The 25531-nt window shown below is 50.2% G+C and carries 17 protein-coding genes, 1 tRNA gene and 1 riboswitch; of the genes, 5 read left to right on the plus strand and 13 right to left on the minus strand.

Features of this window, described 5'->3' with window-relative positions; all coding sequences use genetic code 11:
• Nucleotides 1-15 precede the first annotated feature (15 nt).
• The 3 genes from DXA74_RS09630 to DXA74_RS09640 form a co-directional block, all read right to left on the minus strand.
• Nucleotides 16-89: transfer RNA gene (locus DXA74_RS09630), tRNA-Arg, on the minus strand.
• 97 nt (nt 90-186) lie between these two features.
• Nucleotides 187-1002 carry a DUF4738 domain-containing protein gene (locus tag DXA74_RS09635; RefSeq protein WP_118527046.1) on the minus strand — a complete coding sequence of 272 codons (816 nt, stop codon included), beginning with the start codon at nt 1000-1002 and terminating at the stop codon, nt 187-189.
• On the minus strand, nt 999-2312 hold the full coding sequence (locus tag DXA74_RS09640; RefSeq protein ID WP_118527048.1) for a UDP-glucose/GDP-mannose dehydrogenase family protein: 1314 nt from the start codon (nt 2310-2312) through the stop codon (nt 999-1001). The genes DXA74_RS09635 and DXA74_RS09640 overlap by 4 nt, the downstream gene beginning before the upstream one ends.
• Before the next feature lie 194 nt (nt 2313-2506).
• On the opposite strand from DXA74_RS09640, the gene DXA74_RS09645 reads away from it, so the two are divergent.
• From DXA74_RS09645 to DXA74_RS09660, 4 genes are read left to right on the plus strand one after another with little or no spacing between them, the layout of a single operon-like run.
• Nucleotides 2507-3523, plus strand: a complete 1017-nt coding sequence (locus DXA74_RS09645; protein ID WP_147401075.1) for an SPOR domain-containing protein — start codon at nt 2507-2509, stop codon at nt 3521-3523.
• A gap of 31 nt (nt 3524-3554) precedes the next feature.
• Complete coding sequence (locus DXA74_RS09650) at nt 3555-4097, plus strand: FHA domain-containing protein (RefSeq protein ID WP_118527052.1); 543 nt, start codon at nt 3555-3557, stop codon at nt 4095-4097.
• The gene (locus DXA74_RS09655; protein WP_118527054.1) at nt 4081-6225 is read left to right on the plus strand and encodes a Tex family protein; all 2145 of its coding nucleotides are present in this window, start codon (nt 4081-4083) and stop codon (nt 6223-6225) included. The genes DXA74_RS09650 and DXA74_RS09655 overlap by 17 nt, the downstream gene beginning before the upstream one ends.
• 5 nt (nt 6226-6230) lie before the next feature.
• Nucleotides 6231-7046 carry a Cof-type HAD-IIB family hydrolase gene (locus DXA74_RS09660; RefSeq protein WP_118527056.1) on the plus strand — a complete coding sequence of 272 codons (816 nt, stop codon included), beginning with the start codon at nt 6231-6233 and terminating at the stop codon, nt 7044-7046.
• Between the two features lie 155 nt (nt 7047-7201).
• Here DXA74_RS09660 and DXA74_RS09665 read toward each other — a convergent pair whose 3' ends face one another.
• The 3 genes from DXA74_RS09665 to DXA74_RS09675 form a co-directional block, all read right to left on the minus strand.
• Nucleotides 7202-8536, minus strand: a complete 1335-nt coding sequence (locus tag DXA74_RS09665) for a GTP-binding protein (RefSeq protein ID WP_118527058.1) — start codon at nt 8534-8536, stop codon at nt 7202-7204.
• A 278-nt stretch (nt 8537-8814) separates the two neighbouring features.
• Nucleotides 8815-11004 carry an alpha-galactosidase gene (locus tag DXA74_RS09670; protein ID WP_118527060.1) on the minus strand — a complete coding sequence of 730 codons (2190 nt, stop codon included), beginning with the start codon at nt 11002-11004 and terminating at the stop codon, nt 8815-8817.
• A 55-nt stretch (nt 11005-11059) separates the two neighbouring features.
• The gene (locus tag DXA74_RS09675) at nt 11060-13336 is read right to left on the minus strand and encodes a TonB-dependent receptor (RefSeq protein WP_118527062.1); all 2277 of its coding nucleotides are present in this window, start codon (nt 13334-13336) and stop codon (nt 11060-11062) included.
• Nucleotides 13337-13606: 270 nt separating this feature from the next.
• Between DXA74_RS09675 and DXA74_RS09680 the strand changes: the two genes are divergently transcribed.
• A complete protein-coding gene (locus tag DXA74_RS09680) occupies nt 13607-15226 on the plus strand; it encodes a DUF6377 domain-containing protein (RefSeq protein WP_118527064.1) in 1620 nt (539 codons plus the stop codon).
• Nucleotides 15227-15304: 78 nt separating this feature from the next.
• Here the strand turns inward: DXA74_RS09680 and DXA74_RS09685 are convergent, their stop codons facing one another.
• The 7 genes from DXA74_RS09685 to atpA all read right to left on the minus strand — a co-directional run bounded on the left by DXA74_RS09685 (nt 15305) and on the right by atpA (nt 25525).
• Nucleotides 15305-16648 carry a DUF5074 domain-containing protein gene (locus DXA74_RS09685; RefSeq protein ID WP_118527066.1) on the minus strand — a complete coding sequence of 448 codons (1344 nt, stop codon included), beginning with the start codon at nt 16646-16648 and terminating at the stop codon, nt 15305-15307.
• A 16-nt stretch (nt 16649-16664) separates the two neighbouring features.
• Complete coding sequence (locus tag DXA74_RS09690) at nt 16665-18086, minus strand: DUF5074 domain-containing protein (protein WP_118527068.1); 1422 nt, start codon at nt 18084-18086, stop codon at nt 16665-16667.
• Between the two features lie 45 nt (nt 18087-18131).
• Nucleotides 18132-19169 (minus strand): PKD domain-containing protein, encoded by a 1038-nt coding sequence (locus DXA74_RS09695; protein ID WP_118527070.1) that lies wholly within the window; start codon nt 19167-19169, stop codon nt 18132-18134.
• Nucleotides 19170-19204: 35 nt separating this feature from the next.
• A complete protein-coding gene (locus tag DXA74_RS09700; protein WP_199666145.1) occupies nt 19205-20416 on the minus strand; it encodes a YncE family protein in 1212 nt (403 codons plus the stop codon).
• A 21-nt stretch (nt 20417-20437) separates the two neighbouring features.
• Nucleotides 20438-22387 (minus strand): TonB-dependent receptor, encoded by a 1950-nt coding sequence (locus DXA74_RS09705; RefSeq protein ID WP_118527124.1) that lies wholly within the window; start codon nt 22385-22387, stop codon nt 20438-20440.
• Nucleotides 22388-22613: 226 nt separating this feature from the next.
• A riboswitch (cobalamin riboswitch) is annotated at nt 22614-22820 on the minus strand.
• A 225-nt stretch (nt 22821-23045) separates the two neighbouring features.
• Nucleotides 23046-23933, minus strand: a complete 888-nt coding sequence (locus tag DXA74_RS09710) for a F0F1 ATP synthase subunit gamma (protein ID WP_118527074.1) — start codon at nt 23931-23933, stop codon at nt 23046-23048.
• 5 nt (nt 23934-23938) lie between these two features.
• A complete protein-coding gene (gene atpA, locus DXA74_RS09715) occupies nt 23939-25525 on the minus strand; it encodes a F0F1 ATP synthase subunit alpha (RefSeq protein WP_118527076.1) in 1587 nt (528 codons plus the stop codon).
• Nucleotides 25526-25531: the final 6 nt, after the last annotated feature.

Consider the following 25531-nt stretch of genomic DNA (forward strand, 5'->3'; position numbering starts at 1 on the left):
TTCCCCGAACAAAAGTGATTCCCACAGGATTCAAACCTGTAACCTTCTGATCCGTAGTCAGATGCTCTATTCAGTTGAGCTAGGGAACCGTTGTCTTTTGTTTTCGTGTGCAAAGGTATAGCTTTTTTCCTTTACCACCAAATTTTTCGGGCACTTTTTTTATCTTTTTCTTTATTTTTGTTCTGTCTACTGTACCAGCTCCATGCGAACATTACCATCTGGTGACACGCAAATATCTGTTACATAACAACTTGCTCCATCCGGGATGCAAACAGTGGCATTAAAGTGAAATCCGTCCTTATCCGTAAATCCGTATTTCATATCCGACAGGATTGCCTGCTGCAGAAAACCTTCCGGGATGATGTTGGAAAAAGATTTTCGCGAATAATCTCTCGAATACAGACAAACCTTACCTTTATATACACAGATGTGGATGACATTGTCATAATAGACATTCTCCACAGCCACACCTTCATTGGTATAGCTTTGCTTGTAAACTTTATGCTTGCTCGGGTTTACATAGATGTAGCACCGATAGCGTTCTCCTTCGCGATACACCACCGTGTCTTTCTTCACCACTTCGTTATACGTTATGGGTTTGGACACTTTGTGCGTAAAATAAATGGTGTCGTTCAAATCCTCAGATTTTCTCAGACTCACCACGTCTCCCGTAGCTCCATGGAAAGAGAGACTGTTTTTCGTGATCCGATCTATGGGATAATGCACCGTCTCGCTGCCAATCAATGTCAAGGTATCCGCCGTGGCCTCTATCCGAAGAGGCACATTCATGGTATCCGGATAGAAGATGCTGTCTCCTTCAATCTTACAGAAAGCCAGACTGGTCTCCTCGTCAATCCAGATACCCTGCAACAGACGCAGGGTCGTATCTGCCGGAGCAGACTGATTCGCGCTGCCGCTCTCCTGCCGAGCATTTCCGCCGCATGCGGTCAAGAAACAGATACACAGACAAAGACATACAGCTTTTATCTTATGTATTTTCATCGACCTATACAATGATATTCAAAGCCCAATTGAGCCAAATCGTCTTTATCATAAATATTTCGTCCGTCAATCACCACCAACTGCTTCATGGTTTTCTTGATGACACGCCAGGTAGGCAAACGGAACTCTTTCCACTCGGTTACCAACAGGATGGCATCGGCATCAAGAGCGGCGTCATACAAGTCCTGGGCGTAATAAATGGCATCTCCGATACGGCGGCGGCATTCGTTCATGGCCTGTGGGTCATAAGCACGGATCTGACAGCCGGCCTGACGCAGCAAGTCAATCAGCACCAAAGCCGGTGCCTCACGCATGTCATCCGTCTCAGGCTTGAAGGCCAGTCCCCACAAAGCAACGGTCTTTCCGGCAAGATCGCCCTGGAAAGTTTCTTTCAGCTTGCGGAACAGAACGGACTTCTGCTTCTCGTTCACCTCTTCCACGGCCTTGAGCACCTTCATGTCGTATCCGTTCTGGTCGGCAGTCTTGATCAGAGCCTTCACATCTTTCGGGAAGCAGGAGCCACCGTAACCGATACCGGCATACAGGAATTTACGGCCGATACGGGTATCCGCACCGATACCGTTGCGCACCATATTGACATCAGCTCCCACCAACTCACACAGGTTGGCAATATCATTCATGAAACTGATACGGGTAGCCAGCATGGAATTGGCCGCATACTTGGTCATCTCTGCCGACGGGATATCCATAAAGATCACGCGGAAATTATTCATCACAAACGGCTTGTAAAGACGAGTCATCAGTTCTTTAGCCTTTTCTGACTCCACACCCACCACCACACGGTCGGGACTCATAAAGTCGTTGATGGCATTTCCTTCCTTCAGGAATTCAGGATTGGACGCAATGTCGAACGGGATCTGCACACCGCGTTTATCGAGTTCCTCCTGCACCGCCTGGCGCACCTTGCGTGCGGTTCCAACGGGTACGGTACTCTTTGTCACAATCAGCTTGTAGTCTTTCATATTTGCTCCAATGGTGTGCGCCACCTGAAGCACATAGCTCAAGTCGGCACTGCCATCCTCGTCCGGTGGGGTTCCCACAGCACTGAAAATCACCTCCACATCATCCAGACATTCTTCCAGAGAGGTGGAGAAACGCAGTCGTCCGGCCGCTTTGTTCTTGAGGACCATTTCCTTCAGTCCGGGTTCGTAAATAGGAATGATACCCTCTTCCAGTTTCTGGATTTTGTTCTGGTCTACATCAATACAGGTCACATCCACTCCGATTTCTGCAAAGCAAGTACCTGTCACCAAACCGACATAACCGGTTCCTACAATCGCTATATTCATGGTTAATCGTAATTTTTAGCCTTCGACCCGGAAGTTCCGTTTCAGGATTCAGCCCTGCCCGACAGCTTCCAAGTCCTTATTATTTTGGACAAAGGTAGGTAAAAGCGGCCGATTAAGCAAGAACTATGCTTTATATGAATATAAATTTTATCAAAAAATTAGTTTAGAAAAAAATTATACCATAAATTTGCATTGTGAATCATTTGGCAAAACATATTGAAACATTAGTATGGCAACATGAATGTGTCATTGTGCCTCAATTCGGCGGGTTCGTCACTCAAGTGCAAAGCGCTTATACGACGGACTCGGGAGACTCATTCATGCCGCCTGCCCGCACTGTGGGCTTCAACGACAAGCTGTTTGGAAATGACGGCATTCTGGTGCATTCCTATATGGAAACGTACGGACTTCAGGAAGCGGAGGCCAAACGTCTGCTCCAGTCGGACATTCTGGATATGCGCGAGCAACTGCTCCATCAGGGAAGTTACAACCTGGGGCGTCTGGGCGTTTTAGAGCAGGACGAAGACGGAGGTATTCATTTCCTGCCCAACAACGGTTGGGCCGCTCCGGAATTTTTCGGACTTGAGGCGCTGGACTTCCAGCGTCTGGATGAGACCGCCACAGTAGTATATCCGCAGAACAATGCGGCTACAGGTTCCGAGCATACCGCCCGTCCGGAACACATCACACTGAACATCAATCGCCGCATGCTCCACACCGCCATATCGGTAGCAGCGGCCATTCTGTTGTTTTTCATGGTATCTACTCCGGTAAATACGAATATATGGTATAAGAATCAGGCACTGCTGGCTCAGGACATCCTGACATCGGCCTTGAATTTTATGCCGCGGATGGAAACCCGGGAAACGGCACAGCCTGATACGGTTGGTATCGGTGCCCGCCCCATTACCCCGCTTTCTAAAAACGCCGCCCCGAAGGCTGCTCCGGCTCCGGAGCAGGAGGTTCAGGCAACCGACCTGACGCATGAATTTGCCGTAGTCATTGCCAGTGCCGTTCCCGAAAGCAATGCACGCGATTATGTAGCCCATCTTCACAAAAAGGGTTACACAGACGCTTGTATCCATCAGCACGGCGCCATGGTGCGTGTGCTTTTCCGCGGTTTCGCCACCGAAACCGAAGCCAAAAACAAGATGCAGGCCCTGCAGAGCGTACCGGAATTCCGGGGAACCTGGATTTTGCAAATGAAATAAAATCAATCATCCTAATCTTTATAATAGAACAATGAAAAGAGTGCGCTGTCCTAAGTGTGATCATTATATTACTTTTGATGAGACACAGTATGAGGACGGACAGTCATTGGTGTTTGAATGCGAAATGTGTCACAAGCAGTTCGGCATTCGCATCGGTCTGTCCAAACTCAAATCCGTGAGAAAAGAAGAAGTCATCGACGAGCAGGAGAATGCCGACGCATGCGGTAGTATTGTCGTGGTGGAGAATGTATTCCACTACAAGCAGGTGTTGCCGCTCACCATGGGCGACAATGTCATCGGCCGCTATGTGAAAGGCTCCAAGATCAATGTTCCCATCGAGACCGTGGATCCGAGCATCGACACCACCCACTGCATTATTCAGGTGAAGCGCAACAAGCAGGGCAAACTGATGTATATCCTGCGCGATGCTCCGAGTAATACGGGAACTTTTTATATGAACGAAATTCTGAAGGACAACGACCGCATCCGTCTTGAAGACGGAGCCATCGTGACCATCGGTGCCACGACGTTGATTCTGAGAGCTGCCAACGAGGACAATGGAAACAACGAATAATCTCCCCATTTTCGGAAAACTGATTTCCGAAAACCTTTCGCTTACCGCCCGTCAGGTGTGCAACACGCTGGAACTGCTCGACTCGGGCGCTACGGTTCCTTTCATCAGCCGTTACCGCAAGGAGCGCACCGGCTCGCTGGACGAAGTGCAGATTGCTGCCATTCAGGAGCAATACGACAAGCTGAAAACCATCAGCAAGCGCAAGGAAACCATTCGGACCACCATCGAAGAACAGGGGAAACTCACTCCGGAACTGCAGGAACGCATCGAGCAGTGCTGGGATGCCAATCTGCTGGAGGACCTGTATCTGCCCTATAAACCCAAGAAACGTACCAAGGCCGAAATAGCCCGCCAGAAGGGACTTGAACCGCTAGCCCTCAAGATCATGATGCAGCGTGGCTGCAATCTGGACGCCGAAGCACAGAAATTTGTGCGTGGTGAGGTGAAGGACAAGGAAGAGGCTCTTGCCGGTGCCCGTGACATCATTGCCGAGCAGGTCAGCGAAAACGAGGAGGCCCGCAAACGGGTGCGCCGCGTGTTTGAACGCACCGCTCTCATCACCGCCAAGGTGGTCAAGGGCAAAGAAGAAGAGGGAGACAAGTTCAAGGATTACTTTGACTTTCAGGAGCCGTTGCGCAAATGCTCTTCGCACCGCCTGCTGGCACTGCGCCGCGGTGAGGCCGAAGGGGTGCTGCGTGTCAGCATCGCACCGGCCGAGGATGAAGACTGTCTGAACCAGCTGAACCGCCAGTTCGTACGTTCGAACGATGTGTGCGGACGTCTGGTTTCGGAAGCCGTGGCCGATTCCTACAAACGCCTGCTGCGCCCGTCCATCGAAACGGAATTTGCGGCCGGAAGTCGCGCCAAGGCCGAAGAAGAGGCCATCCGTGTGTTTGCCGCCAATCTGAAACAACTGCTGCTCTCTCCCCCACTCGGTCAGAAACGGGTACTGGGTATCGACCCTGGATTCCGCACCGGCTGCAAGGTGGTTTGTCTGGACAATCAGGGAACCCTGCTTCATAATGAAGCCATCTTTCCGCATCCGCCGCGCAACGAATACGCGCAGGCACAGCGCAAACTGGCTCAGCTGGTAGAACAATATAACATTGAAGCCATTGCCATCGGCAACGGTACGGCAAGCCGCGAGACCGAACGCCTTGTCAAAAGCATCTCTTTCGACCGAGAAGTACAGGCTTTTGTGGTCAGCGAGGACGGTGCTTCGGTTTATTCGGCATCGAAGATCGCACGCGATGAGTTCCCGGACTATGATGTGACGGTACGTGGTGCCGTTTCCATCGGTCGCCGTTTGATGGACCCACTGGCCGAACTGGTCAAGATCGACCCGAAGTCGATCGGTGTGGGCCAGTACCAGCATGATGTGGACCAGACCAAGCTGAAGAAATCGCTCGACGGCGTGGTGGAGTTCTGTGTAAGCTCCGTAGGCGTAAACCTCAACACCGCCAGCCAGCATTTGCTGACGTATGTGGCGGGTGTGGGACCGAACCTGGCGCAGAACATCATCGACTACCGTACGGAAAACGGAGCCTTCCGCTCACGCAAGGATCTGATGCACGTGAAGCGTATGGGCGCCAAGGCCTTTGAGCAATGCGCCGGTTTCCTCCGCATACCCGATGCTACGGACCCGTTGGATGCCACAGCCGTACATCCCGAGCGCTATGCTCTGGTGCGCCGCATGGCTGCCGACCATAAGACAACCGTGGAGGAACTGATCCGCAACAAGGCCCTTCGTGAAAGCATTGACCTGAAACAATATGTCACCGACGACTGTGGTCTGCCCACACTGACCGACATCATGAGCGAGCTGGACAAGCCCGGACGCGACCCGAGAAAGGCCATCGAGGTGTTCTCCTTCGCACCGGATGTGGAAACAATTGACGACCTGAAACCGGGAATGATTCTGCCGGGCATTGTGTCGAACATCACCAACTTCGGCTGTTTTGTGGACATCGGTGTGCACGAAAAGGGACTGGTACACATTTCTGAAATGGCCGACCGCTATGTCAGCGACCCCAATACCGTGGTCACCCTGCACCAACAGCTGAAAGTGCGGGTGCTGAGTGTAGACAAGGCCCGCAACCGCATTGCATTATCTCTTAAAAACATTTGATTCTTATGAAGTATAAAATATTGGTTCTCGACCTGGACGGAACTTTGACCAACAAGAAAAAGGAAATCACCGAGCACACGCGCGAAACACTGATTCGCGCACAGGAAGCCGGTGTCAAAATCGTGCTGGCCTCCGGACGCCCCACCTACGGCATCATGCCGCTGGCACGCCAACTGGAACTTGACAAGTACGAAGGATATATCCTGGCCTACAATGGCGGACAGATCATCGACTGCAAGACCGGTGAACTGATGTATGAAAATGTGCTCGACCCAGCCGTATATCCTTATCTCTATGAGTGCGCCAAGAGCAACGGCTTCCAGATTCTGAGCTACAAGGACGAATACATCATTTCGGAGAATGCCGACGACCAGTATGTGCAGCACGAGGCTTTCCTGAACCGAATGCCCAGCAAGACGGTAGAGAACTTTCTGGATGTCATCAACTTCCCGGTGGCCAAATGTCTGATTGTAGGCGATCCGGAACCGCTGGCCCAACTGGAACCGGTGATGAAGAAGGAACTGGAAAGCAAAATGAATGTATTCCGCTCAGAACCATTTTTCCTGGAGCTGGTGCCCAAAGGCATTGACAAGGCACGCTGTCTGGCCGTTCTGCTCGAAGAATTGGGCATGACTCCGGACGAGATGATGGCCTGTGGCGACGGATTCAACGACCTGTCGATGATTGAATATGCCGGTCTGGGAGTAGCGATGGCCAACGCTCAGGAGGTTGTGCGCCAGGCTGCCAACTACATCACCCTATCCAATGAAGAGGACGGTGTGGCTCATGCCGTAGAAAAATTCATGCTGAATGCAGAATAATCCGCACCGCGGATGAAATATCCGTTCCCGATCATCACAAAGCATCGGGATATGGAAACAAGAAATCCCCGCAACAGAGGAACACCGGATGCCGGTTTCTCCTTGCTGCGGGGATTTTTATTTTATCACTGCAGGTCAAAACCCTGCGTTTGCCCTTAAGGCTCCAGACAGGCATCCAGATCACGGATAATCTGCTCCTTGTCCATGTGCTGACCGATGAACACGATTTTCTCCATACGGTCGCCATACTCCTCATCCCAGTCGCGCATCATGCCGGGATCCTGACGTAATAGTTCCGCCAAATCTTCTTCGGGAGCCGTGGCATACCACAGTCCGGCTTCCTTCAGACTCTGCTGCTTGCCGGCCTGCTCAAACAGATAAGACATGTCGCGATTCTGCATGAAATAGCACACACCCTTGGCACGGATCACGCTGGCCGGCCACTTGGCTGCCACATAATGATCGAACTTCACCAGATCGAATGCCTTGCGGCGGTAGTACACAAAGGTACTGATGCCATACTCCTCCGTATGACTTCCGTGATGGTGGTGATGACCGCAACAGCAACCTTCCTCGTGTTCATGATCGTGGTGATGACCGCAAGTGCACTCACCCTCCTCATGATCGTGGTGATGATGGTGGCCGCAGCTGCATTCCTCATCGTGTTCGTGCTCATGCTCGTGGTCATGGTCGTGATGATGGTGATGCTCATCTGCCGTGTGCGGATGGTGTGCCGCTTCTTCCTCTTCCTCTGTGGCCGGACGCTCCAGCTCACGTACCCAGGCAGCCGATGTAGCCACCTGCTCGAAACCGAACATACGGGTGTTGAGAATCTTGTCGAGTTCCACGTCGGCATAATCGCAAGGAATGATTTCAGCGCCCGGCTGCAAGGTCTTCACGATATGGGTAATTCGCTTCAACTCTTCAGGAGCCACCTCCGATGCCTTGTTCAACAGAATGATATTGCAGAACTCTATCTGCTGGATAATCAGGTTTTCAATGTCCTCATCGTCCACCTGATCACTGGTGAGGGCATCGCCGCAATTGAACTCGCTTTGCAGACGCAAAGCGTCTACCACGGTCACGATGCAGTCCAGACGCACCAGTCCGTGCTTGGTGTATTCACTACCCATGCGCGACATGGCAGCAATGGTCTGCGCAATCGGTGCCGGCTCGCACACGCCGCTGGCCTCGATCACGATATAGTCAAAGCGGTTCATCTTCATCAGGTCGTCGATCTGTTTCATCAGATCCATCTTGAGCGAACAGCAGATACAGCCGTTCTGCAGGGCCACCAGACTGTCGTCGCCCTGTCCTACTACTCCGCCGCGCTGAATCAGCTCGGCATCAATATTCACCTCACCGATATCGTTCACCACCACAGCAAACTTGATTCCCTTTTCATTGGAAAGGATGTGATTCACCAGAGTGGTCTTTCCACTGCCCAGATATCCTGTCAGGAGCAGTACCGGAACTTCTTTCATCATCATTGTCGTCTTTTATAATCTTGTTCTACATAAATTGCCTCACAAAGTTACTCCATATTTATCAAAAAGCGTAAGGTTTACAGTTAAATAATTCCACGCTGCCATACAGAATCATCCGGCATCAGAAAGCGCAGAAAATTCATTGGGAAGAAATGCGAAAACCATCCCAATGAAATTTTCAGTTCATCACAATCATTTTTCCGGAAGAACACAAAAAAAGGAATGTGGCATCCCTGCCACATTCCTCCCAAATAACCAATACCTAATGAAATTGACTCATTTTATTGAGCCGTAACCTCTATTACATGACTTTGTGTCTGTGCAAAACCAAATACATCCAAACCAACTTTCATCAAATAATCTCCTGAAAACACTTTACCGTTAGCCTTGAACGTAGATTCTGTTCCCGGCATCAGGTTGATCTCTTCTACCTTATAATTTTTCTGTGCATCGAGGCCCTGCAGTTTCACACGCATCAGTTTCTCCTGGAAACGTGGGTGTACGTCGTAAGCAAAGAGCACAGCCTTGTTCTTATCCTTAGTTACATAGTTCAAAGCCATATGGTTGGTTTCGTATGGAGATACCAGACGATACTGGTCGCCATCCATAATGGCCGGCTGCAAACGCTTCCAGTTGGCTACAGCCTGCTGGCAGTAATCCAGTTCCTCGGCAGTCAGATCCTTCAGACCGATATCGAAACCGAGTTTGCACATAGAAGCCACATCGGTACGGAACTTAACGGAAGTTGCCTTGTTCCAGCTGGTCACGTGTGCACACATGGCCTTGGCCGGGAAGAACTGTGAGAATCCCCACTGGATATATACACGCTCTACAGGATCGGTATTGTCGCTGCACCAGAACTCAGTGAAGTACTTCAAGGCCTCGTAGTCGCAACGGGCACCACCACCAGAGCAGAGCATCATCGGAACGTTCGGATAGTTCTCCTTAACGCGCTTCATCACATTATATACGCCACGCACGTGGTCGATGTAAAGCTGTCCCTGCTTCTCCTTCAAATATGGAGAGTAAATATTGGTAATCGGGCTGTTGCAATCCCATTTGAAGAAAGCAATTTCCGGATTTTCCTTCATCAACTTCTCAACAACTCCATATACATAGTCCTGCACTTCAGGGTTACTCAAATCCAGAACCAACTGATTGCGGTAGTAATAAATCTTTCTGTTCTCGTCGTGGATGGCCCAATCCGGATGTTTCTCAAAGAGTTCGCTCTTCGGGTTCACCATTTCCGGCTCAATCCAGATACCGAATTTCACTCCGGCTTCCTTTGCAGCCTTCACCAATGCAGGCACACCGCCAGGCAACTTGTCGTGAGTCACCTCCCAGTCACCCAGACCGGCCTTGTCATCCTTACGCGGATACTTGTTGGCAAACCATCCGTCGTCGAGCAGGAACATGTCCACACCCAGATGCTTGGCTTCTTTCATCAAGTTGGCCAGAATTTCCTGGTTAAAGTCAAAACCGGTGTTCTCCCAGTTGTTGAGCAAGGTCAATCGGCTGCCCTTACCATCCTTCAGACTGTAGTTGCGGGCCCACTCGTGCAGGTTGCGGCTACCTTCTGATGTTCCGTTATAACTGAGGGTGAAGATAAACTCCGGAGTGGTGAACACTTCATCCTTTTTCAGTTCATAGTTGGAAGCGTATGGATTGATGCCCGGAATCACGCGCAGATTACCGGCGTTGTCCACCTCGAAAGTGAAACGGAAGTTACCGGTCCATCCCAGAGTTCCCATCAAGACCTGTCCCTGCTGTTCACTTACCGGCTGGTCCAGTCCCACTTCGAAGAATGGATGAGTATGCATGGCGGCACGGCTTCCCAGCTTGGTGTCGATAACCTTCTTGCCGAACTGAAGCTGCTGGTTGCTCATTCTTGCCTCACAGGCCCAGTCACTGCTGAACTCGGTCAGGTAATAAGAGCTGTTGCAGAAATAGAGCATGGTAGAAGCATAAGTGGAAAGAATGATCGGTTTCTTTTCCTGATGCTTGATTTCGCTCCAGGTCTTGATGACGTTCTCTTTAGGATAGGCCACATAATGCAGCGTTACATCCACCGGATATTTATCATCGCGCAGATTGATGGTGGTCTGTGTTCCTCCCTCTACCGGCTGTGTGGTAGAAGACACATAATATAAATAGGTGGAATTCTTACCGTCGTTGTGTGTAATGGCGATGGCCGGCTCAAAATAATCTTCATTGCCCGAACCGCTATACACTTCCCATCCTCTCTGGCTGATACTGCCGTCGGAACCGGCATGCACATCCCAACTCAGATTCTGGTAATCGGCCTCGTTGAGCAGTTTCTCACCGAAATAGGTCTGATACAAACGACCGTTATCACCCACCTGGAGTACCAGGTCTGTCTTGTCCGTCGAAATACGGAACACTTTTTTCTCTTCAGCCTGTGTGGTCAGGACACCTGCCATCAGGGCTGTTGCTATCAGTAAATTCTTCATTATTTGTAATGTTTAAGGGTTTTTCTTCTTTTAGGATTCGGATTCGAAGAGCAAGTCAGAACTTGATGCTGGCATTGAACTCTACAGTGAATGGGCGCAGGTAGCTTCCGCTCATGTAGTAACCGGCATACTGTCCGGCCTCTTCCTTGGTAATCAGCTCTGAACCGCTGATGGTTCCCTTCACACCTTTCTGATTCAGGAAGTTCACCACGGTAACACCCAGATCCAGATGTTTGTTCACCTTCCAGTTCACACCTCCGAAGGTTTCCCAGCGTCCGTTAAAGTAAAGAGCCTCCTGCAAGTTGGCATAGGTCTTTCCAAAGTAACGAAAACTTAACCACAAACGCAAATCATCGGTGATATTATAGCTTGGATCCAACTCAACAAGTACCTGAGGAATTTCCTTTACGATCATATTGTTGGCGTTGACAGACATCTGAGTTCCGTCGTTGAAGGTCACACTGGCATTGTAGTTCTTGTAAACCGGCTTCTGATAAGTGAAGAGGGCATGCAGGTGGAATCCCTTGAACGGATCAATCTCGGCAGAAGTGGTCCAACCCAAAGTCTGGATATCATAGATCAGCAACACGGTCTTTCCTTCGTCAGTACCCGGCTTGGTCAGGTTCTGCTGGTCGATGTTATTGGTCTTGGCAATATAAGTTACCATGGAAGTCAAATCCAACCAGTTGTTCTTGTAGAACAGACCACCACGTACCAGAGGAATAGTCACACGGTTGTACTGCTCTTCTGTAGGACCTGTACCGGCATATTCGTTGATTCTTGGGAAACGGGTAGCCACGGTTCCGTCGGCTGTCAGACCGAAGCCCTTACCTACATTATAAGTAACGCGTGCGGTAGCCGCATAGTTCAGTTTGTCTTTGGTTACATTGGCCGGAGTAATAACCGTGCCGTCGGGTGCTGTACCGCCGATATAGAAACCGGAATAACGCGGATGAGCAATCTGATCGGCAGACATGTGATAGTATTCCAGACGTCCGCCATAGTACAGATTCAGTTTCGGAGTAATCTGCCAGTCATCGGTCAGATACAAGGCCAGCTTGTTTTCATTTCCGACGGTATATTCCGGACTCAGCTCGTTGAAACCGCGGAACTGGTTTCCGTCCGGACCGACCAATACATCAGGATACTCTTTTACAGAACCGGTCCACTGGAGTGAAGATGAATGATAGTCCAGATCATAGAACCATTCGTTCAATCCCAGACGAACATTATGATTGTTGAACTGCTTCTGTAATTCTGAAGTCACCAGGAAGTTCTGTACCTTACCGAAGTGCAACCAGGTGCGGCGACCGTCTACCAGTCCTGAATAAGGAGTTCCGTCGGCAAGAGTATAACCCTGATCGGCAGTCACATTGGAAATGGTACTTCCACCAAAATCCACATAGTTGGCTTCAGGAGCGTTCATGTACTTCATGTCAAGTTTGAAGTTCAAACCGTTCTTGAAGGCATAGTCGGTCAGCAAGGAAACCTCGTGTGAACGGTTGTCGTTCAGATCGCGCAGATTGGCTTTCTTCATCTTTCCGTCCATGATGTCCATATATTCAATCTCACCGCTTACAGGACCATATGAAGCCAATCCCGGCTCAAATCCCTCCAGTTCCTTGATGGAACCGTCGCCTACATAAATAAATGGAGCGGCGTTCAGCATATTTCCCGGGTTGCGGCTGTAAGCATACTTATAAAGCAAACTGATCTTACCACGGTTGTTGTTGAACAAACGGGTCAGTCCGGCATGATAAATCTGAGTACGGTCAGAATATTCGTCAAACTTCACATCGAAACTTCCGGGATCAAAATTCTGATAAACGCTGGCAGTATAGAGCCATTTGTTTCCAATACCTCCGGAAACATTCATGTCTACCTGCTGCATGCCATAGTGGTTGGCACGGTAGTTCACAATTCCTTTAAAATCTTTCTGTCCCAAACGGCTGAATGAATTCACCGAATAGGCAATGTTACCGGTGGTAATGGCAGACTCGGATGGAGTCATCAGTCCCACCTCTCCCAAGCTGGCATCACTACGCCAGTGGGCAGACAATTTGTGAACAGAAGATGAATATACGGCCGGCAGACCGTTTTCGTATACATTGACATCCTCACTCGGCAAACCGATTTGAATCTCACGCGGCTTGTTGGCATCGGATGCATTCAACATGACATTGCGTTCGCTGCCGTCGGCCTTCTTGGTCTGAATGGTATCGGCAACTTGTTCCGTCTTTGCTTTCTCTACTTTTTTTGCTTTCTGTGCTGAAACAGGTAATGCAGTCCAAAGGGCTACGATTACAAAGCAAGGAATAATATTCTTTTTCATATCGATAGTTGTTATAAGGGTTTCTCGGGTAATTTTCTTCTTTTCATGGCATTTGTTTTGTGCTTCCTCCGAAGACGTAGGCAAATGTAGTAAGCAAAAATTTAAGTTGTTATTAAAAGTAGTAAATAAGTAGATTGCATACATATAATATTTTCTATATATCATTACTAATCAGTTCATTATAAAAAATAATATAAGATATTCAAGTAGATGTTTTTAGAATAAAAATCTTTTGATTATATTTGCTGATGAACCGTAAAGAAAGTCAAAATGAAAAATATATTCCTCCTTCTGCTCCTGTTCATCGTATCCGGAAGCGCCCAAGGTGCATCGGTAGATATTTTATACCTGCAACTGGAAGAATGCCTGGCAAAACGTCCGGAATATGCCCAAAACAAGGAAGCACGCATTGACAGCATCGAAAAACAATGGAAGCGACAGATGCCTCTGGAACAGAAATACCAGCTCTGCTTCAAAATCTTTCAGGAATATTATACCTATCGTTCCGATTCGGCTTTTTACTATATTGACATGGCCTATCAGCTGGCCCAACAATTGAACCGTCCTGTTTATAAGGACCGGTGCATTATCCACAAGTCGCTGTTGCTCTCCACCACCGGCTATTTCAGCCAGGCCAAAGAAATGCTCGACGACATTGACCGCGCAAAGATAGACCCGTCCCTGCTGGCCGAATACTACGAGGCTTATGAATGGGTATACAGCGTGTGGAGCGAATACCTGAACGACGACCTGTACTCGCCCACATACCGGAATCTGGAAATCCAATATACAGACTCTCTGCTTTCTGTCCTGCCCCCGAAATCTGCCCGCTATTATTATTGGCGGGGAGAATATCTGGCGCGTACCGGCAAACAGGACGAAGCAGAAAAAGCCTATCAGAAAGCCCTGAAAGGATTGCCGCAAGACACACGGCTCTATGCCTGCGTCACCTGCGGTATAGCCTTTACCTATATGCGCCGGGGAGAAATGAAAGAATACGAACGCTATCTGATCATGGCTGCCATATCGGATATGATCTGTCCTTTAAAGGAGAATCTGGCCATGCAGGAACTGGCCATGTATATTTTCAAGAACAAGGACGGCGATCTGGAACGGGCCAACCGCTATCTGAACGTGTCGATGGAGGATGCCATGTTCTACAACAACCGCTTGCGCATGCTTGAAATCGCACGCAAGTTCCCCTCCATTGTCAGCTCCTATCAGGAACAGAGCAATATCAAGAACCGGAGAATGACCTGGGCGTTTGTCTTTATCTGCATTCTTTCTGCCGGTCTGGTCGTATCGCTCATCTTTATCCGTCAACAGGTAAAGCAGATCCGTCTGCGCCGAAGAGCCATTGCAGAAATGAACCAAAAACTGCGGCTGCTCAATCAGGAGTTGCTGCACACCAACCGTTCGCGTGAGGAATATATCAGTCTGTTTCTGGATTTGTGCGCCGCATATATTGACAAGCTGAGTAAATACCAGGAGTTAGTGCGCCGAAAAGTCAAGGCCAAACAGATTGACGACTTACTAAAAATAGCCAATTCCACCAAAATGCCAGAATCGGATGCCAAACATTTCTTTGTGAATTTTGACACGGCCTTCCTGACTCTTTATCCGAACTTCATCAAAGAGTTTAACGAACTGCTGCGCGAAGGGGAAGAAATAGAGGTAAAACGCGGCGAGCTGCTGAACACCGAGCTGCGCATCTTTGCGCTGATCCGTATGGGCGTGAAGGACAGTTCGCGCATTGCCACCCTGCTCTTTTACTCGCCCCAGACCATCTACAACTATCGCACGGCGGTAAGGAACCGGGCTCGCGACCGGGAGAACTTCGAGGAACAGGTTAAGCAATTGTGTCCGATTATGGAAAACAAGGAGGAATAAATATTCCCAGACAATAGAAAACGAAAAAGGTATTCAGAAGCAGCGTATGGCGCTCTTCTGAATACCTTTTTCGTTTGGTTACTTCTTATAGAACATCGAAACCGGATAGATTCCGGATACGTATGAGGTTTTTCCGGAAATCTCCCGATGCAACACAACCGGAGAGACACTGCAGTCGTACACCAGAATATGATCGGTTGTCGGGAATCCTTCCATATTCTCTTCGGTAGTTGACAGATATAGGAGTTGCTTTTTCGGGTCAAACATCGGATTGCAAGTCAGATAGTTTGCCTTCGGTTCATCCTGTAAGGCATCAACCAGAAACTCACTGCGTCCTTTCTGATAGTCAAAGCGGCTGAGACGGGTCGTTCTGCCGGAATAATAGAAGGACAGTCCCGCAACGGATATTCCCGGAGTATTGGTAAATCCGGAGTTCAGACTGCCGTCTACCCTCTTGGAGCTCAAAACCGTGAAGCTGCGGCTATCTACACAATAAATCTTATTGCTGCCCTTGTTCTCATCAGCAAAGGTCGCAAACCAGATGGTGTCCTTCTCACCGGCACACAGGCCGCTGACATAGCCTCCGTTGGCAATTCCCAGTTTGCGGGAAATCTTGTTGCTGCCTTTCTTATATTCGTAAATACCGAGGTTATACTCATCGGTTGCCGAGGTCCATCCGCCGACTGCCACATAGGCCCGGTCGCCCTTGATGACTATATTGCGGTCGTAAACCCGACCAGCTACTCCGGCACCTCCATTGTCTACTCTGAAGGACTCTTCCAACAGATTCAGTTCTCCGGTAGTACTGTCAAAACGATACAGTCCATTGACATCGCAGATAAAGATATTCTGCTCGTCCATCACCGCCAGATTACTTAAGCTGTTGGGTATCGGATTGAAATCCGGGTTGTTGACTCCATCCGGAATCGGGAAACGGAGTTCCTCCAAACGATAGGCTTTCTCCTTGCGGAAAGTCTCGGCATCTACAATAATCAGGGCACCATCGTTCGGTTTACCTTCCAAACGGAAATAATCGGTACACAAAATGTAGAACTTTCCATTATACAGACACATGGCCTGCGCCTCATTTCCCAACTCGGTGCCATTGACTTTCTTATAGACATCCTCCTCGACCGTGCCGTCGGGAGCAATGTAAGTCACCGAACCGTTCTCGGTTATCCGGTCGCCACAATTCAACAGAAAGGTTCCGTCGGGATGGGCATACCCGCGATAGGATACCACCGGAGTGTCTACGGCAGCCGAATCCACCGGCATCTGTGTGGAGTCGTTTCCGGAAGATGGCGGTTTGGAACCGGGCGGTTCGGGAAAGGGATCTTTTTCGGTACAGGAAACACTGACAGCCAACAAGGCTCCCAAAATGCAAGATAAAGGCAATGCCTTCAACAAGTTATTTGCTTTCATTGATAAATTCATTCTTTTAATGTCTGATGTTGTTTATGTTCGCTGACTCAGAGAAATAGAATCCGGCCGGGAAACGGGTTACATTATCATAATGCGCTACGGTGTCCTGCACGGCCACGTCTACCACCCAGATATTATTTTCCGTATAGGTCTGATATTCCTTGATGGTATTCACATAAAGTTTTCCGGTAACCGGATGCACCGCAATACCATTATACAGCATACGCGCCTTGTTGCCGAATGAGTTTACATCCGCAAAAAATTCTTCGCCACTTGCTTCATCATCAAAAGAGACTTTGAAGATGGTTGTGCCGGAAGCATAATAGAACTGATTTCCGGAAGTGGTAAAGATGGCTCCGGAAGAGGCCACGTCGGGAGCGCCTTCGATTCGTTTCTGTACGATTTTCTTGGTTTCCAGATTGTATTTACCCACAGAATAGTTGCCAAAACCATGAGCGACTACCCAAAACTCATTCTCACCAGCTGCACGGATACCCAGCACGGAATTGATGTCATACTTTGTGCCATACATCGGAAGACGGATTTTGCTGATCTGATCCGCATCAGGACTTATTTCCCAGATATAACCCAAATATGAAGAAGAGTAATAGGTATATACCTTACCGTTCATCATCACAAATGGAGCCTGAGGTGCTCCCTCAGAGCCTTCAACGAAAGTCAGCTGACGGCTCTCGGTGTCCAGACGCCAGATTCCTTTCTTGTCGCGGATGTAAACATGCTGTTTGTCCAAAGCGGCAATGTGTGTAGGCCACTCCAACTGTGCCAGCTCGGCACGGCTGAAAGCGTTTTTCTTTTGCAGCGTGCGGGCATCGGCAATCACCAACATGCCGTCGTTATTGAACTGCGCTCCTGTAGGGGCCAGATCGCCGTTCTGAGAAATGATATAAAGCAAGCCGCCGGAAGCAGACATATCCTGACATACATTTCCCAGTTCGGTGCCATTAGAGGTTTTGTAGGCATCGGCCACTACGGTTCCCGACGGAGAGATATAAGACAGAGAACCATTCTCGGTGGTCATGTTTCCTTCGTTCAGCACGAAAACACCCTTTGAGCGGTCATACATTTCCAGCTCTACCATCACGGTAAACGAAGCAACGCTGCCATTTCCATTTGCCAGAAGAATCACCGGATAAACGCCTTCTCTAGCCTCGGCAACCGGTGCCGTGATCAGGATTTTTGAGGATTGCGGGTCCACTTCCGCCTTCCAGTTATCGGGCAAAGTGCCCACTTCCAGATTAGTCATGTTCTCGGCCGAGTAACTCAAAGCCAACTGTTGCCCCGGGAAAACGGTAAGCGAATCGCCCGACACCAGTTCGTTTACTGCAAATTTTACTGCCGGTGCCTCTTCGTTCTGGCAACCGGTAAAGAGAAGGCCTCCAACTAAAAGAAGACCTCCCAACCATGATTTCATTTTCATAAATTAATGATGTATTTGATAATTGATAATAATGTATTTCTATCGTCAATGCGCATTGCTTGGTATTTCCACGCCCAGCAGATGAAGGTCTTCCACTCCGGAAACCTCCGTAGAGCATTCTCCCAGTCTGCCGCTCTCCTGATTCACGCCGGTGTAAATCATGATAAAGTCCACTCCCGGCAAGCGGACGGCATTGCCCTGACGATCCACCGCCCAGTCAATGTCAATAGCCGAACCGTTGGAAGAGTTCGTATCGTTATCGGCATAGCCATAGGCAAACTTATACAGCACGAAGTAACTGCCATTTCCCGACTCATCCACAGCATTTTGCGGCAAACAAGTGCCCTGGAATGTCAGACTGTCCTGCTGCACCCATTGCGGGAAATAGGGTTGTTTATGAAAAGCATTCATACTGCGATAGCCTGTCTGTCCCTGATTGTCAGACCATCGGATATAACGGCTCATGGCCTCCGCATCTGTCGGTTCCGAAGCCGGACGATGGTAGGTAATGGCATAATCGGGATACAGATTCATCACATTGCCCTGCTCCTGTGCCAAGGCATACCAGGCCTCTCCCTGAGGATTTCGGTGTGCGCTGCCGGCTATCTCGTACCATTCATCCGCATCGGGCTGACCGTTGCCGTTGCGGTCGTAGGCCACCCGGATGATGCCCGGTTCACAATGTCCCCCATCCGGACGACCGGAAGCCGGATTGGCTGCTGCATAAAAGGCATTACCCAACACGCGGAAATCGCACTGTCCGGCTTTGTTCTCGATGGTATGGTCAAAGCCCACCACCACATAACCGCCATAGCCTCCCAGCGAAATCAGTCCGCGACGGTTGCCGCCTATGGCTTCCAGCACCTTGCGGTTCATGGTTTCCTGCGTATCGCCTTCCTCGTATGCGGGCATCGTATTGACAAACTGCCCCGGAGCGGGCAGATAGTCCAGCACACGTGTGACGTAAGGCGAGGCATCCTGAGGCGCAGGCTGCGTACCCGATCCATCCTCCGGAGAGCAGGAAACCGCCAACAGCACCGGTGCCCACAGGCACACATTCCTTAAGATTTGTTCTTTTCTCATCGTAAACTTGATTTTGATATAGTTTCCTTTTCGTTCTATTTCAATGTTTCGGTCGTAAAGGCAAAGTGAGCCGGAATATCTCCGGTGCGCACCTTCCATTTGCGCCGTCCGTCGGGAGTAAAGCAGTACAGGTATCCCGGAGTGACATAATCCCGGGCGTCGGTCACAAACATCTCCCTCGTTTCGGGATGCACTGCCAGTCCGTAGGGAATGGTGATTTCACGGTCCGTACCGTCGGTAATGAAGTTTCGGCTCACCATCCGGCGTTCGCGCGTATTATATATAAGGTAGTCCGGCTGATAAGTGCCCGTGACATAACTCCATCCCGAGCTGATGATAAACAGAGAATCACCGCATTGCGTCATTTCATTGGCCGGCACTCCAAGATGACCTGTCACCTGTTGCGTTCGGGGATCGACCAGATACACGTCAGACTCCACGCCATAATAATCACCGCGCGAGCTGACATAAATCATACCGTCGGGCGCCAGTTCCATGCGATGCAGATTCACGGCCACATCAATCGTATCCGTCACCCGGAAGGTATTCAGATCCACCACCGAAATGGTGCGGTCGTAATCGGGATACTGATAGCCGCCGGAATTGGCCACATAGAGTTTGCCGTCGTAAACCACCATCTCCTCGGGCTGATACCCCACAATCACTTCGCGCAGAATGCTCAGACTGGCCGTGTCCACCTCGACCACCTTTCCGGGCCGTTTCTCCGGAGAAATCTGTACGGGACCGGCATACGAACTCACATACGCCCTATCGCCGGCAAAAACAATATTGCGGCAGTTCGTAATGTCAATGCGCCCCAAATGGCGGGCCGTACGCTTGTCCATCACTTCCACCAAGTGCGAACAGTTTACCACGGCATAAAGCTTGTTGCCATAGATGGCGATGTCATTGCCCACATCTCCCAACTCCTTGACCACTTCGGGATTGCGCGCCGCAAAAATGTTGCGCTTGTAACGGCCCGTCGTAGCATCAAAAAAGTCGAGTGTGCACTTGTTGCTGCCCATATTCCCTTCGTTCAGCAGGAAAAATCCCTTTATCCGGTGCGCTTCCGCTTCGGAAGAATCCGGATCGGTAACGGTTTCACTGTCGGAATCAGGACCGGTATTTCCTCCCAGATCAATATCTTCTTCGTGCTGCACTCCGGGCAATTCTCCCCGACAGGAAGCCAACAGCCCGAACATCAGGAGTGCGGACAAAGACAAAATCATTCTGTATGTTCTTTTCATATTCAATCGTTTTATTTTTCACTAAAAGCTATATTGTGCCGTGCACTTGAAGTTGGTTCCCGGCATCGGATAGCAGAGCACCACCTCATATTGCTGGTTAAACAGATTATTCACCTCAAGCACCAACCGCAAGGCTCCCTTTTTCAGGGGCAACTGGTGCGCCAGAGCCAAATCGCTGGTGTACCACGGCAACAGATAATTTTCCGGAATGTTAGCTTGCGAGGCATAGCGCTCTCCGGTGTAGATAAAGCTGTAATTCAGTTCCCAATGACGCCAACCGAGATTCAGCGCCGCAGAACCGGAATGCCACGGTATGTAGGGAATCTGACCGCCATAGAATTCCGAAGTCCGGTCAGTTACATCCTTTGCCTGCTGCCAGGTATAGTTCAAACGGGCCTGAACCGTGAAATCCTTTCCGATCTGCCCGACAGCCTGTACCGCCACATCCACTCCTTTGATATGCACCTCTCCAAGATTGAGCATCGTCCAGCGGAAGGCATTGGCTGTAGGTATGGCCACAATCTTATCTTCTACCTTATTATAATAGGCATCGGCCTGCCCCTCTATGCGCCGCAGAAAGCCATGCGCAAAAGAGTGTCCGTAGGTCATCCCCACATTATACTGGTCGGTATATTCAGGATTCAGCCGTGTATTGCCAATAAGCGTGTAATACAAATCATTCAGCGTGGGCATCCGGAAAATCCGTTTATAGAATCCGCGCAGATGCCAGTCGTGAGCGGCCCAAGGTTGCCACGAGCACACCACGGTGGGTGTCCACTCCAGACGGTCGGCGGCCCGCTCTGCTCCGGTACGCACCGCATCGTGCACCCAGGTGCCCAACAGGCTGGCCTGCGCCTTCAGGCGCTGAACCTGCCACGAGGTGGCCACCGAAAGCAGGGCTGTGTGACGGCGGGGATAGGCAAAATCTCTCAGATTGGCATTCAGCGCATTGAACTGATAATCGGCGGCTACTCCCAAATCCCAACCGGGCAAAAGGCGCAGCCCCTGTACCAAAGACAGGTACGACTCCTGCTGCCGGTAGCGGTTATCGGCATAGAACAAGGTTTCGTCCTTATTCGGATCAGCCAGATAGCGCAGATAATCATAGGCATATTTTCCCTTAACCATCAGATGATAGCGCTCCGAGAGATCCTTACGGTACATTCCCTGCACAAAGGTTTTCCAGTCCCACTGCCGGTCTTCGTGCATGAACTTATTGCGCACCACGGCACCGGGATAGCCGCGCTCCGAAGCATACAGATAGGCTTTGGCGCGCCAGTATCCGCCCTGCGCCTTACCGAACCAGCCGTTCTCCACACGCAGAGCCCGTACATCACCGTTATGACGCACGGCCGTTGTGTCATATCCGTCCTTCACCTGATACGTGAAGCGATACTTGCCCGTGGTATACATTCCCTCAGCGCTCAACGAGGTACTGAGCCGGTCGCTCAGTTTCCGCTCCCAAAGCAGTGCCGGATTGGCCAGCCCGAAAGAACCGGTCTTGAAAGTGGCTTTCAGATGTGTACGCTCTGTTTCCCCGAAGACGGGCGTGCGCGACTGCATATAGACCGCTCCCGCAGAAGCAAAATCCTTGGCCGACTGGAACACATCGCTCTTCTGTCCGTTATACAGCGAGATGGCCTCCATATTGTCGAGTGAGAAACGTCCCAAATCCACCTGCCCGTTCTGCGCATTTCCCAACTCCACGCCATCGTAGAACACACCCACATGCTGCGAACCCATACTGCGGATATTCACGGTTTTCAATCCGCCCACTCCGCCGTAATCCTTAATCTGTACGCCCGAAAAATAGCGCAAGGCATCGGCAACACTGTGCGCGCTCAGCCGCTCCAATTGCAGCCCGTCAAGCTGCTGCACGGGAATCACCTCGCGCGAACGGGCCTGCACCACTACGGGAACTTCGTCCAAATGGCGCAAAGTATCCGGTGTGCTCTGTGCGAAAACAGGCATACCTTCTCCAGTCAGAAGAGTCCATGCTCCCCCGACAATGACAATCGTCTTTTTCAACATACCTAAAAACTTGCAGATACAGAGCGCGCCCATTCCCGGAAAAGCATACAGTCGTCCCGAGCCGGAACAGACAGTCTGTTCTGACAGAATCAATAATACGGAACCCTGCCAGGCTCCGATTCGTAAATGGAAATAATCGTTGACTGCCGCCCTAACCCTAGAGAGCAACAGAACCATGAATGATGGCAGGTCTTCTGACTGACTCCCCTTTTGAAGCCTTCCCAATATGGCCGTCCCATATCAGTGGCAGAAGTGAAATTCAAAAGGTTGAATGGAGCTACACAGCAGCAGGACTGTTCGGGATTCTCACCCGATTCCCTTTTAATCCGAGGGCTTGAACAAGCACTCCGGAACCAATTCGGAAACAAAGATAGAAATAAAATTCGGAATTTTCTAATGCGTAAACCCAACCGGAACCAAACGACGGAAAGCAGAAAACACTCATGAGAAAACGCCTTTTTCAGAAAAGAGAAATGCCGGGAAGAAGCGTTTGTAAATAAAAAACTTCCCCGTCAGTAATAAATTACCGCTATGGCAGTAAAATATTACTGACGGGGAAGTAAAAACAATTTCACATCTAATTTATGCCCAAAAGTCATCAGGACATCGAACCTCCCATTATATCCAACAACTCATTCGTAATGACTTGTTGACGACTTTTATTATACATTATAGTTAAATCCTGAATCAGATCATTCGCATTGTCCGTAGCTACCTGCATCGCCATGGTGCGCGCGGCATGTTCCGAAGCACTGGAATCGAGCACCACCGTGTAGATTTTGGTACGCAACACGGAGGGCAACAACTGCTGAAGCAACTCAGGAACGGAAGGCTCTACAATATAGTCGGCCAGTTCTTCCTCTTCAGCTTCCTTATTTTCGTTTTCCGTTTCTTCCACCGCAGGCTGCACGAAAGGCAGGAACACGGCATGCTCCAGAGTCTGCGATGCCGTAGACCGGAAATGATGATAAATCAGTTCCACACGGTCCACTTCGCCTTGCAGGAAGGCCTGCATCAGGGTTTCGGCCAAGGCAGCGGCCTCATCATACGACGGTTTGTCGGCCAGATGGGTATAGTCGCCCACCACTTCGTAACCGGCCTTGCGGACCGCTTCGGCCACTTTTCGGCCAACGGCAAAGATTTTTATGTGGTCTTTGCCCAAATCCTCGTGTTGCTGCAACCACTGGTTCACCATGCGGATCACATTGGCATTGAAACCGCCGCAAAGACTGTTGTTAGACGAACACACCACCAATGCGATGTTCTTCACCGGACGCTCGTTGATCAAGGGAGTATCGGGCATTCTGCCTGAACTCATAAAACCAGTGAAGATGCGCGAAAGCTGCTGTTCATAAGGAAGCATACCTTCGATGACTTCCTGCGCCTTATGCAGTTTGGCCGAAGCAACCATTTTCATTGCCGACGTAATCTTCAGCGTTCCTTTCACGGAACCGATACGTCCTTTTACTTCCTTAAGTGATGCCATAATTCTTATTTTTTGAACAGTCTGACGGTGTCAGCTGCCACTTTTTCAATAATCTTTGCCACCTCGTCGTTCACAGCACCCGAACTCAGTACGTCCAGCACATCGGCCTGATGCTCTGTGCGCAGAGTTTCCAGAAACTCGTGTTCGAAAGCACGCACCTGACTGATGGCGATGTCGCGCATCAAGGCATGGGTTCCGCAATAAAGAATGGCAATCTGCTCGGCCACCGGCATCGGCTGATACTGAGGCTGGATGAGCAGCTGATTGTTCTTACGTCCGCGGTCGATGGCCATGGCAGTCACCGGATCCATATCGCTGCTGAACTTGGAGAAAGCCTCCAGTTCACGATACTGTGCCTGGTCGATTTTCAGCGTACCGGCCACTTTCTTCATACTCTTGATCTGTGCGCTACCACCCACACGGGATACGGAGATACCCACATTGATGGCCGGACGGAATCCCTGGTTGAAGAGGTCGGTTTCGAGGAAGATCTGACCGTCGGTAATGGAAATCACATTGGTCGGGATATAAGCAGATACGTCGCCGGCCTGCGTTTCGATGATCGGCAATGCGGTCAGCGAACCGCCGCACTTCACTTTTCCCTTCAGGCTCTCGGGCAGGTCGTTCATCTGCTCGGCCACTTCCTGCTGGTTGATGATCTTGGCTGCACGCTCCAACAAACGGGAGTGCAGATAGAAGATATCTCCCGGATAGGCCTCACGACCGGAAGGACGACGCAGAATCAAAGATACCTCACGATAGGCCACAGCCTGCTTGGAGAGGTCGTCGTAAACCACCAGCGCATGGCGACCGGTGTCGCGGAAATACTCACCGATGGCGGCTCCGGCAAACGGGGCGAAATATTGCAATGCGGCAGGATCGGCAGCCGTTGCGGCTACAACCACGGTATAGTCCATGGCGCCTTTCTCACGCAATGTATTCACAATATTGGCCACTGTAGAACCTTTCTGACCGATGGCCACATAGATACAGTAAACCGGATTGCCGGCTTCGTAAGCGGCACGCTGGTTGATGATGGTATCAATGGCGATGGCAGTCTTGCCGGTCTGGCGGTCGCCGATGATCAGCTCACGCTGTCCGCGACCGATTGGAATCATCGCGTCAATGGCTTTGATACCGGTCTGCAACGGCTCGGACACCGGCTGACGGAAGATGACTCCCGGTGCCTTGCGTTCCAAAGGCATTTCACAAAGATCGCCTCCCACGGCGCCACGTCCGTCCAAAGGCACACCCAGCGGGTCGATAACACGGCCCAGCATATTCTCGCTCACCTGGATTGAGGCGATACGACCGGTGCGCTTCACAATCATTCCTTCCTTAATCTGGTCTGTAGGACCGAGCAACACGGCACCCACATTATCTTCTTCGAGATTCATCACCACGGCCATAATGCCGTTTTCAAACTCCAACAGCTCGTTGGCTTCGGCCTTCAGCAGTCCGTAGATACGGGCCACACCGTCGCTCACCTGCAACACGGTACCCACCTCGTCAAACTGGATGGAGGCGTTGATGCCGCGCAGCTGCTGGAGCAGCACTTCAGAAATCTCGCTTGGTTTAATATTTTCAGGCATAATAAT

Source organism: Bacteroides sp. OF04-15BH (assembly GCF_003477995.1).
Classification (GTDB): Bacteria; Bacteroidota; Bacteroidia; order Bacteroidales; family Bacteroidaceae; genus Paraprevotella.